Annotated in this window: 9 protein-coding genes and 1 pseudogene; 6 read left to right on the top strand and 4 right to left on the bottom strand. The window is 65.4% G+C overall.

Features of this window, described 5'->3' with window-relative positions:
* The 5 genes and pseudogenes from ACTIFJ_RS03685 to ACTIFJ_RS03665 all read left to right on the top strand — a co-directional run.
* Positions 1 to 253: pseudogene (locus ACTIFJ_RS03685) on the top strand (molybdate ABC transporter permease subunit); the annotation flags it as partial.
* On the top strand, positions 231 to 968 hold the full coding sequence (locus tag ACTIFJ_RS03680; RefSeq protein WP_439532729.1) for an ABC transporter ATP-binding protein: 738 nt from the start codon (positions 231 to 233) through the stop codon (positions 966 to 968). The pseudogene ACTIFJ_RS03685 and the gene ACTIFJ_RS03680, both read left to right, overlap by 23 nt.
* A complete protein-coding gene (locus ACTIFJ_RS03675) occupies positions 969 to 1352 on the top strand; it encodes a nuclear transport factor 2 family protein (RefSeq protein WP_439532736.1) in 384 nt (127 codons plus the stop codon).
* Between the two features lie 294 nt (positions 1353 to 1646).
* A complete protein-coding gene (locus ACTIFJ_RS03670) occupies positions 1647 to 2870 on the top strand; it encodes an AAA family ATPase (protein ID WP_439532728.1) in 1224 nt (407 codons plus the stop codon).
* Positions 2867 to 3433, top strand: a complete 567-nt coding sequence (locus tag ACTIFJ_RS03665; RefSeq protein ID WP_439532727.1) for an RloB domain-containing protein — start codon at positions 2867 to 2869, stop codon at positions 3431 to 3433. Before ACTIFJ_RS03670 ends, ACTIFJ_RS03665 begins: the two co-directional genes overlap by 4 nt.
* A 148-nt stretch (positions 3434 to 3581) precedes the next feature.
* On the opposite strand, the gene ACTIFJ_RS03660 is transcribed toward ACTIFJ_RS03665, so the two are convergent.
* Positions 3582 to 3761 (bottom strand): hypothetical protein, encoded by a 180-nt coding sequence (locus ACTIFJ_RS03660; protein WP_439532726.1) that lies wholly within the window; start codon positions 3759 to 3761, stop codon positions 3582 to 3584.
* A gap of 157 nt (positions 3762 to 3918) precedes the next feature.
* Between ACTIFJ_RS03660 and ACTIFJ_RS03655 the strand changes: the two genes are divergently transcribed.
* Entirely contained in the window at positions 3919 to 4860 is a 942-nt protein-coding gene (locus ACTIFJ_RS03655; RefSeq protein ID WP_439532725.1) for a DUF5996 family protein, read from the top strand.
* Here ACTIFJ_RS03655 and ACTIFJ_RS03650 read toward each other — a convergent pair.
* From ACTIFJ_RS03650 to ACTIFJ_RS03640, 3 genes are all read right to left on the bottom strand, one after another.
* Positions 4838 to 6406 (bottom strand): peptidase dimerization domain-containing protein, encoded by a 1569-nt coding sequence (locus tag ACTIFJ_RS03650; protein ID WP_439532735.1) that lies wholly within the window; start codon positions 6404 to 6406, stop codon positions 4838 to 4840. The two genes, ACTIFJ_RS03655 and ACTIFJ_RS03650, sit on opposite strands and share 23 nt — an antisense overlap.
* A 65-nt stretch (positions 6407 to 6471) precedes the next feature.
* A complete protein-coding gene (locus tag ACTIFJ_RS03645) occupies positions 6472 to 7233 on the bottom strand; it encodes a 2-keto-4-pentenoate hydratase (RefSeq protein ID WP_439532724.1) in 762 nt (253 codons plus the stop codon).
* A complete protein-coding gene (locus tag ACTIFJ_RS03640) occupies positions 7230 to 8675 on the bottom strand; it encodes a 2-hydroxymuconic semialdehyde dehydrogenase (protein WP_439532723.1) in 1446 nt (481 codons plus the stop codon). Before ACTIFJ_RS03640 ends, ACTIFJ_RS03645 begins: the two co-directional genes overlap by 4 nt.
* Position 8676: the final 1 nt, after the last annotated feature.

The following is an 8676-nucleotide window of genomic DNA, read 5'->3' as shown; positions in this document are numbered from 1 at the left end:
GGCCTGGCCCGGCGTGCTCTCTGCCTTCGTCCTCACCTTCGCCCACACCATGGGCGAGTTCGGAGTCGTGTTGATGGTCGGCGGCGCCATCCCCGGCGAAACCCGCACCATGGCCATCGCCATCTACGACCGCACCCAGGCCTTCGACACCACCGCCGCCGGCGCCATGGCCGCCCTGCTGCTCGCCGTCTCCATCGCCGCAATCGTCATCGCCTATGGCCTCACCGGCCATGTCGGCCGCCGCCGTGGCTGATCCCGCCGGCCTCACCGTCACCATCGCGCAGGATGGCCCGATTCCGCTCAACCTCAGCCTCACCTGCGCGCCGGGCGAGCTGCTGGCGCTGGTCGGCCCCTCGGGCGCCGGCAAGACCAGCCTGCTCCGCGCCGTCGCCGGTCTCCACCGCCCCGCCGCCGGCCAGATCCATTGCGCCGGCGAGCCCTGGTTCGACAGTGCCATCGGCATCGACCGCCCGCCCCACCGCCGCCGCGTCGGCCTCGTCTTCCAGTCCTATGCGCTGTTCCCGCACATGACCGCGCTGGCCAATATCGAGGCCGCGCTCGGCGACACCCCCGCCGCGCAGCGCCGGGACCGCGCCCACGCCCTGCTCGCCCTCGTCCACCTCGCCGGACTGGAAAACCGCCGCCCCGCCGAACTCTCCGGCGGCCAACAGCAACGCGTCGCACTGGCCCGGGCGCTGGCCCGCGATCCCCAGGTCCTGCTGCTCGACGAGCCCTTTTCGGCCGTGGACCGCCGCACCCGCCGCGCGCTGCGCGAAGAGCTGGCCAGCCTCCGCGCCACGCTGACCATCCCGATCCTGCTCGTCACCCATGATCTGGACGAAGCCGCCGCCATGGCCGACACCCTCGCCGTCCTCTATCACGGCCGCCTTCTCCAGCAAGGCCCCCCCGCCGAAGTCCTCGCCACCCCCGCCTCCCCCCAGGTCCGCGCCGCCCTCGACCTCCCCTGAATCACAGATCGCCCGCCGGTTACCCCAAACCCCAGGGCCCACACCGTTCGCACCTACCTCGCCGCCATGGCCGCCACCGATCTCGAAACCATGCGCCACGGCCTCACCCCCGAAGGCAAGATCAGCGCCCCCGTCTCCGGCGGCGTCCCCGTCGCCGACTTCTACCGCCACCTCGTCGCCGACACCGCCAGCGCCACCGTCCATCTCCACACCATATACGAGACCCAGGACAAACTCGCCGCCCCCTTCACCTACCACTGGGAACTCAAATCCGGCCCCCGCACCACCACCGACCTCGTCGACATCTTCGACTTCGCCCCCAACACAACCCAGATCACCCACCTCCAGATAATCTTCGACACCGCCAAAATCGGGAAGGCCTAAGAGGAAGAAGGAAGAAGCCTCCGGCGGCTGGGGGCGACGCCCCCAGCCGCCGGAAATGGCGCGATTTGGACGGCAATGGCTAACAATCTGCCTTTCAGTTATTGACCCCGACGCTGTCATCAGCCGTATCACGACGATTGCGGTCATGGGCGGAGCGTAGCGATACCAGTGCGTTAGGCAGCCAAAGCCTGCAGAGGCAGAGGCGCGGCTTCTAGGGCCCAGCGATCAATTCTATAATGATCAGATTGACATTTTTTCGTTAAATTTCTAATTTCGAGGTGATTGGATATGGCTATGCTTTATCGCCTCGAACTTGAGAACTTTTACTCTGTCCGCGACACGCAGGTACTCGACCTCTCGATTCCGCCCAATGTTCCAGAGGGGGGTAATCGCTTCGCAGCACTGTTTCCAGGCTCGCCTTACCGGGCGCCGAAGGTAGTTGCGATCTATGGTGCCAACGCATCAGGCAAGACTACCATACTCAAGGCCCTAAACTTCCTTTTCAGCTTCGCTAGGGAAAGTGTCCAGCGAACCGTCCCGGGCTTCGCCGGTCTTGAGCGCTTCAACGATACGGTATCCATGTCTCGCCCGATCCGCCTTGCAGTTGAGCTCGGCGGCATCATGGACCTCACCCCCGACGCCATGAAGCGGATCGAAGCAGGTGAAGTGCCGGCCTATGGCCTGCTTCGCTACGAGCTTGAAATCGAGGTGAAGGATGGTGCCGCTATCCGCGTCACCACTGAGGCGCTTCGCCAACGTCCCGACGGCAAGGGGAAGTGGCAGCGTGTCTTCGAGCGGGATGAGCAAGGCGATGTCAAGGGAAGCACCAGCTTTCCGATTACGGGCTACCGTCATCTTCTCAATACGTTGCAGCCGAACGTCTCGGTCATTTCCTCTTTCGCGATGTTTCAGCATCCGCTCCTTGTAGAGCAGTTGTCCCATGTGATTTCCAATCTTGGATGGGACATCACTCCGAATGATCGGGCGGTGGTCAATTTCCTCGCATCGAACAGCAGCCTCGTCGACGCCCTCAATGCCGATCTTCGCCGCATTGATATTGGGGTGGAAGCCATGCGCATCGATCATGGACCGGACGGGCCCTTTCCGATGTTCAAGCACGAGGGGCTCGAGCTTGAAATGCCATGGCAGCTCGAAAGCGGCGGGACGCGTGCCTTCATCCGCATCTTCCCCCTACTCTCGCTTACCCTCGCGCGGGGCGGGATCGCTATCATCGACGAGTTCGATCTCATGATCCACCCGCTTGTGCTCCCGGAAATCCTTGCCTGGTTTCACGGCACCGAGACGCGCAACCCGCGCAATGCGCAGCTCTGGATCACCTGCCACTCCGCTTCGCTGCTGGATGATCTGGCAAAGGAGGAAATCGTGTTTGCCGAGAAGGATAGCGGGGGCCGGACCTCGATCTACAGCCTCATGGACATCAAAGCGGTTCGGCGCGGCGACAATATTTACAGCAAATACCTCTCCGGTGCCTATGGCGCGGTCCCGCACATCGGATGAGCCGTCGCCGCCCGTTTCGGCCCCAGCGCGTTCCGATCTTCATCGGGTGCGAAGGCGAGAGCGAACGCGGCTATGTCGCGTTTCTTAGCCGTCTCGTCGAGGAGGCAGGGCTCGCAGTACATCTAGACCCAGTGGTGTTGCAGCCAGGCGGCGGTGATCCCCTCGCCATTGTTGAGCGTGCACGGAAGCGGCTATCCGAGGGCAGGCGCAAGCAGACAGCCTACGCGGCGAAATTCGTGATGCTCGACCGCGACAAATTGGGGCAAGCACCGGCTCGTGATGCGCAAGTCGCCGCTGTCGCTGCGGGCGCAGGACTGTCGCTAATCTGGCAAGACCCCTGCCACGAGGCAATGTTACTTCGTCACCTCGAAGCCTGTGCTACGCTGCGTCCGCGAACGACACCATTGGCAGAGTCCGCGCTCATTCAACGCTGGCCGGCCTATTCCAAGCCAATGGACGGAGCCGGGCTATCGCGGCGGCTTGACCACGCGGCATTGCTGCGCGCCATTGCCGTCGAACCGGAGCTCGCCTTGATGGTCAAGGCGATAGGGCTGGACACTTAATCACCTCGTGCTCGTGCTTCGATCATAAGCGGACATTGCTGCCGAACAGCGGCTATGACCACTTTCGGTACGCGCAAACGTCTCGCCACTTGACCGAAATGGCGGCGCAAAGCAGCCTCCCCCTACTTCGAAGTCGTAGACTTAATCGTCAGCTGCTCCAAATAAATCCTATATTCCGCGGATCATAGTAAAACTTCTCGATCGCCGGCTTGTCGTCCGGTCGCAGCACCAGCGCATAGCTCTGCTCATGAAACTGCACATCATGCTGGAACCCGCTCGCCACTTGGTCATGCAAAACCGGCCCGCGTTCAACGTGGCGCCGATCCACACACCCTTCCTTCGTCCCCGCAGCACCATTACCACACAACCCGCCACCCCGCCCTTGCGGATCAAGCCGCGCCGTGGCTGATTGGAACCATACGGCGCACCAAGCCCCGACCAAGCAAACACCGCCGCCACCCCGCGAGCAATCACGGAGAACCGCGATGACCGACTGGCCCGCCATCCCCTTCGAGCCCTGGAAGGCCAGTTGCACCGCCCTGCACCTGCAAACCCAGATCGTCGGCAAATATCGGCTCGCCCACACCCCATGGCTCAACCACTCATGGCACGCGACGCTGTACGTCACCGCCGATGGCCTCACCACCGGGCTGGTCCCGGACGGTCCCGGCATCACCGTCCAATTCGATCTGCAGCGCCAGCGCCTCGTCGCCTCCTCCTCCACCGGACAAAGCGAAAGCGTCGCGCTCGAACCCATGTCCGTCGCGGCCTTCGACCAGCGCTTCAAGGCCCTCATCACCGCGCTCGGCGGCTCACCCCGCTACCACGGCGCCCCCAACGAAGTCCCCGAAGCCATCCCCTTCACCGAGGACACCGCCCCCCGGCCATGGGATGGCGATGCCGTCGCCCGCTTCCACCGCGCGCTGGTCCGCATCGACGCCGTCTTCAGCCGCTTCCGCACCGGCTTTCTCGGCAAGGCCAGCCCGGTCCATCTGTTCTGGGGCAGCTTCGACCTCGCCGTCACCCGCTTCTCGGGCAAAGCAGCCCCGCCGCACCCCGGCGGCATCCCCAACCTGCCCGACGCCGTGACCCGCGAAGCATACAGCCACGAGGTCAGTTCCGCCGGCTTCTGGCCCGGCGGCGGCGGCATCGATGAACCCTGCTTCTATTCCTATGCCTACCCCACGCCGCCCGGCTTCGCCGATCAACCCGTCCGCCCGTCAGCGGCAAGGTTCGACAGCACCCTCGGCGAATTCGTGCTTCCCTATGAAGCCGTCCGCACCGCGCCGCAGCCCGCGGAGGTGCTGCTGGAATTTCTGCAATCCACCTTCGACGCAGCAGCAACACTCGGCCACTGGGACAGGAGCCTGACCTGCGAAATCGGCCGCAACGGCTTGCCGCGGCCTATTCCAAAGTCGGATATTTGATCCCCAGCTGCTCCAAATAAGTCCCATATTTCTTCGGCTGATAATAGAATTTCTCCATCGCCGGCCGATATTTCGCCATCAGTTCGTCGTTCAGCTCGATCGCCGGCTTGTCGTCCGGTCCCAGCACCGGCGCATAGCTCTGCTCGGCAAACTGAACGTCATGCTGAAAGGCCCGCGCCGCCTGCACCAGCGCCGGGTCCGTCACCAGGTCGAGCACCGTCTGCGCCACGACCTTCGCCCCCGCAAGCGCCCCCTTGTGCGCAATCGGCGTCGCCATCGCCATCGCCGACAAGGCATTATGCCCGATCAGATTGGGAATATTCGCCGGATAGGAAAACCGCACCGTCGGCGCATTCCACATCACATCGCCGATATCGTCCGAAGTCCCGTTGGCGGACGCATCGAAATCGTCCGGCCCCGAAAGCTTGCCCACCTCGCTCCGCAGCGGCTGCAGCTTGCGCCCGTTCTTCTCCTGCACGGCCTTCGCAAAAGCCTGGTCGTCAGCGCTCCACTGCGGCATCCCCACGGCCTGCATGTTCGCATAAAGCGCCTCCGCCAGCGGCTTGTTGTTATAGTTCGGCGCCGCATACCCCAATATCCGGTGGGAAACCTTGGTCCCCGTCGCCAGCGCCCCGGCCTGCGCAATCTCCTGCCCGATCTTGTAAAGCTCCTGTACGCCCGTGAACCTCTGCCCCCGGAAATAATACCAGACGCTCGCCTCGCCGGGCACCACATTGGGCTGCTCGCCGCCATTGGTGATCACCGAATGCGAGCGGTGCGAGGTCGGCAGATGCTCGCGGCGGAAATTCCACGCCACATCCATCACCTCCACCGCATCGAGCGCGCTGTTCCCCTCCCAGGGCTGCCCGCCCGCATGCGCCGTCTTGCCGGTAAAATTGAACTCCACCGAAACCAGCCCAGGCCGCAGCGGATCGCCCCACCCGGTCGAAAATTCATTCCCCACATGCCCGAACAACACCGCGTCCACCCGCCGGAACATCCCCGCGCGCACATAATGCGCCTTTGCTCCCAGCAGTTCCTCGGCCACGCCCGGCCACACCATCAGCCGCCCCGGCATCTTGTTTTTCGCCATCACCTCTTTCGCCGCAATTGCCGCCGCAATCATCATCGGAACGCCCGAATTATGCCCCTCGCCGTGCCCCGGCGCCCCCTTCACCATGGGCTTCAGCGTCGGAATCCCCGGATATTGGGATAGCCCGCGCGGACAATCCTCGTCGCTTCCCAGCGCAATCAGCGGGCCATCGCTGCCCCAGGTCGCCGTCCACGCCGTCGGAATCCCCGCCACACCGCGCGTGATCGTAAACCCATTTTTCTCAAGTATCCCCGTCAGATACTCCATCGTCAGATATTCTTGAAACCCCGGCTCGGCAAAGCTGAAAACAGAGTCCACCATCTCCTGCACCAGCTTCGCCTGCGCCTCGACCTTCGCCGACGCCTCCGCCTTCAGCGCCGCATCCGCCGCCGCAAATGCCGCCCCCGGCCACAACGCCACCGCCAGCGCCGCCGAACAGCCCAAAACCTTCATCATGACCGATCCCCCATATCCCGGCGGTCATCCTATCGGCAGCATTTGCCGCTGTCACCCGCCGCTCATCCCACCGAAAACCCCGCCGCCCCCAGCCCGTCCGCCTCCACCCGCACCGCCACACCGGGCCGCAGCGCTTCCGCCGCCGTCGCCGCCCCGGCCAGCACGATATCCCCCGGCTCCAGCGCACCGCCATTCGCCCCCGCCAGCCGCGCCGCCGCCACCAGCGCCTCCAGCGGATCGCCCAATATCGCCTCGCTGCTCCCCGCCTGCACCACCGCCCCGTCGAACAGCAGCCGCATCGGCATATGGTTCAGATCGCCGAAATCCGTCCGCCACGCCCCGATCACCAGCGCCGCCGAAGACGAATTGTCCGCCACCACATCGGCCAGGCTGAACTTGAACGCCGCATAGCGCGAGTCGATGATCTCCATCGCCGGCGCCACCGCCTCGATAGCCGCCCGCGCCTCGTCCACCGTCACCAGCCCGCCCAGCCGCCGGCCCAGCCGAAACACGATCTCCGGCTCCACCCGCGGGTGAATGAACCGCGCCATCTCCAGCGTGCCCCCGTCGGCCACCAGCATCGCATCGGTCAGCGTCCCCCAGATCAGGTCGTCCACCCCCATCTGGATCATCTTGGCCTTGCTGGTGAAGCCCAGCTTCATCCCCACCCGCCGCTCGCCGCGCGCATAGCGCCGCGCCATCAGCGCCTTCTGCACACGGTAGGCAGTATCCAGATCGAGCGCCTCGCCGAACTGCGGCACGGCCCGCGCCTCGCACGCCGCCCGGTCCAGCGCCCCGGCCGCCGCCATCACGTCAAAATTCATAGCGCCAAGCACACATTGCGCGTCTCCGAATAAAAATCGAATGAATGCCGCCCGCCCTCGCGCCCGATGCCCGACAGCCCCGAGCCGCCGAACGGCGTCCGCAAATCCCGCAAAAACCAGCAATTTACCCAGGTCAGCCCCACCTTCACCTGCCCCGCCACCCGCGCCGCCCGGCCGACATCGCGCGTCCAGATCGACGCCGCCAGCCCGAACTTCGTGTCATTGGCCAGCGCCACCGCCTCGTCCTCGCCGTCGAACGGCATCACATGGCAGACCGGCCCGAACACCTCCTCCTGCAAGATCCGCGCGGAATTGGAGAGCCCCGCCCACACCGTCGGCAACACATAAGCCCCGGCAAGATCCGGCACCCCGCCCCCGGTCAGCACCTCGGCCCCCTCGCCGCGCGCCACCTCGAAATAGCCCAGCACCCGCGTCCGGTGCGTCTCGGAGGTCAACGGCCCCATCGTCGTCGCCCGGTCGAGCGGATCGCCGATCACATACGCGTCCACCGCCCGCACCAGTGCCGCGACGAACTGCTCGTAAATCCCCCGCTCCACATACACCCGCTCGGTGCACAGACAGACCTGCCCGCTATTGAAGAACGAGGACCGCGCCACCCCCGCCACCGCCGCCTCGAAGTCGCAATCGGCAAAGACGATCGCCGGGTTCTTCCCCCCCAGCTCGAACGACACCGGCCGCACGCCCTTGGCGGCTTGGCGCATGATCGCCTCCCCGGTCGCCGTCTCCCCGGTAAAGCTGATCGCGTCCACTTGGCTGTGCGCGGTCATGAATCCGCCCGCCGACCCCTCGCCGAAGCCATGCACCAGGTTGAACACCCCGTCGGGCACGCCGACGCTTGCCATAACCTCGGCCAGCAACGTCGCCGTCGCCGGCGTCTCCTCGGACGGCTTGGCCACCACGGCATTGCCGCATGCCAGCGCCGGCGCCACCTTCCAGCTCATCGACAGCAGCGGCAGATTCCACGGGCAGATCGCCGCCACCACCCCCAGCGGCCGCCGGATCGAATAATTCACCGCCCCGCGTGGGTTCACCCCGCCGCCCGGCGTCTCGAAGCTCTCGCCCCCCTCAGCCCGCGCCATCGCCGCAAAGGCCCGGAAGTTCGCCGCCCCGCGCGCCACATCGAGCGCCTCGGCCACGGCGATGGGCCGCCCGGTATCCGCCACCTCGGCCGCCACGAACTCGTCCGCCCGCGCCTCGATGCCGTCGGCGATCCGCTCCATCATCCGCGCCCGCGCTTCGGCATGGGACTGCCCCCAGTCCCCGTCCATCGCCGCCCGCGCCGCCGACACCGCCGCGTCGACAATTTCCGCATCGGCCTCGCACACCTCGGCGATCACCGCGCCCGTCGCCGGATTCACATCCTCGAACCGCGCGCCGCCATCGACAAACCGCCCACCGATGAAGTTACGCAACACCGCCATC

It is taken from the genome of Polymorphobacter sp. (assembly GCF_051860865.1).
Lineage (GTDB): Bacteria > Pseudomonadota > Alphaproteobacteria > Sphingomonadales > Sphingomonadaceae > Sandarakinorhabdus.
Note: the sequence above shows the minus strand (reverse complement) of the source record. Positions and strands in the feature narration are given on the sequence as shown.

Bases quoted from the DNA above. Each gene is read 5' to 3' on its own strand.
- ACTIFJ_RS03650 (WP_439532735.1), bottom strand. From the start codon at position 6,406: ATGAAGGTTTTGGGCTGTTCGGCGGCGCTGGCGGTGGCGTTGTGGCCG.
- ACTIFJ_RS03670 (WP_439532728.1), top strand. From the start codon at position 1,647: ATGCTTTATCGCCTCGAACTTGAGAACTTTTACTCTGTCCGCGACACG.
- ACTIFJ_RS03640 (WP_439532723.1), bottom strand. From the start codon at position 8,675: ATGGCGGTGTTGCGTAACTTCATCGGTGGGCGGTTTGTCGATGGCGGC.
- ACTIFJ_RS03645 (WP_439532724.1), bottom strand. From the start codon at position 7,233: ATGAATTTTGACGTGATGGCGGCGGCCGGGGCGCTGGACCGGGCGGCG.
- ACTIFJ_RS03665 (WP_439532727.1), top strand. From the start codon at position 2,867: ATGAGCCGTCGCCGCCCGTTTCGGCCCCAGCGCGTTCCGATCTTCATC.
- ACTIFJ_RS03680 (WP_439532729.1), top strand. From the start codon at position 231: ATGTCGGCCGCCGCCGTGGCTGATCCCGCCGGCCTCACCGTCACCATC.
- ACTIFJ_RS03655 (WP_439532725.1), top strand. From the start codon at position 3,919: ATGACCGACTGGCCCGCCATCCCCTTCGAGCCCTGGAAGGCCAGTTGC.